1 protein-coding gene is annotated in these 1,277 nt (G+C 41.7%); it reads right to left on the minus strand.

The window, feature by feature from the left end; genetic code table 11:
* Positions 1 to 31: 31 nt before the first annotated feature.
* A complete protein-coding gene (locus tag D7Y06_RS25175) occupies positions 32 to 1,195 on the minus strand; it encodes an IS630 family transposase (RefSeq protein ID WP_120410199.1) in 1,164 nt (387 codons plus the stop codon).
* Positions 1,196 to 1,277: the final 82 nt, after the last annotated feature.

Consider the following 1,277-nt stretch of genomic DNA (forward strand, 5'->3'; position numbering starts at 1 on the left):
CTAGTATAGTAAATATTAAGTTGTTGATAGTTTAAATAGCTGCCGCTTCATCAGTATCAATTTCATCCATTTTATATGTCCAATGATAGACAATCGGATCAGCATTGATCTCATCGAAGTAACGGTATATTCGTTCCGATAGTTCCTCCTTGGAATTGACACGGATACCCTTTAACATTTGCTTTGTCATTTTGCTAAAGAAACTTTCAATCATGTTCAGACAGGAGGCGTGCGTCGGAGTAAATACAAATACAAAACGGCCTTCTGATAATGTTGCAAGAAACCGCTGTGTTTCTTTTGATGTATGGGCTGAGTGATTGTCCAGTATCAACCGGATCGTATCACCTTCCGGGTATTTGGCATCAAGGATCTTTAGGAACTCGATAAAATCAGAACTTTTGTGTGTTTGGCTAACCAACGGGATCGCCTCTCCTGTCAGGAGGTCAATACCTGCAAGCAGTGACAGCGTTCCAAACCGCACATACTCATAATCCCGGCGGACATACCCGTTTTCCACCGTTGGGTTATGGTCAGGATATTTGTTGGCAACAGCCTGAATGCCGGGTTTTTCATCATACGAAACAGTATGTGTCATGTGCCCGCTGTCTGGTATGGTGATAGTTCCATTATCATCCAGCTGCATTTCGACCTGTTTATAAACCAGAAGGACATCATGCATCTTATTGTCAAAATCAGGGTCTTTACGCTCAAGGTAATACTTGATTTTGAACGGTTTGATATCCATCTTTTTGAGATATTTTTGAAGCCATGCTTTTGTGACTGTTTTTAAGCGTGGATAGCCGGCTTCCTCAGCATGTGCTTGTATGTGTTTGTGCAGCGCTGCCAATGTCCATAACTCTGCGGCATAACCAAGATCGCAGGGTTTTTGACAGGCTATACTGGTAATCCATGATTTTGCATCATCAGTAATCTCAGTCGGGCGACCGGAGCGTTCGTCATCAAAAATAGCAAGGTCAATCCCACTACTGAGATAACGGCCAATACAGCGCCGGACGGTATTCACGCTAATACCAAGACCGTCTGCAATGACCTTATCCGTTTTGGCTTCAGACTTCCACAATAATATGCGGGCACGGTCAACAACCTGTGCCTGAATAGTTCTGGTTTTAATCAATGATTTCAGATAGGTACACTCCTCATCTGATATTGTAATCCTATAAGGTAATGCTGGCATAATTGGCCTCCATAAATTATATTGGTTAAATCCATTATAACAGATATTGAAAATATCAACAACTTAATTTATGCTATACTAG

It is taken from the genome of Roseburia sp. 1XD42-69, from assembly GCF_003612565.1.
Classification (GTDB): domain Bacteria; phylum Bacillota; class Clostridia; order Lachnospirales; family Lachnospiraceae; genus Roseburia_B.

Excerpts from the sequence above, each read along its gene's own strand:
- D7Y06_RS25175 (WP_120410199.1), bottom strand. The coding sequence starts at position 1,195 with ATGCCAGCATTACCTTATAGGATTACAATATCAGATGAGGAGTGTACC.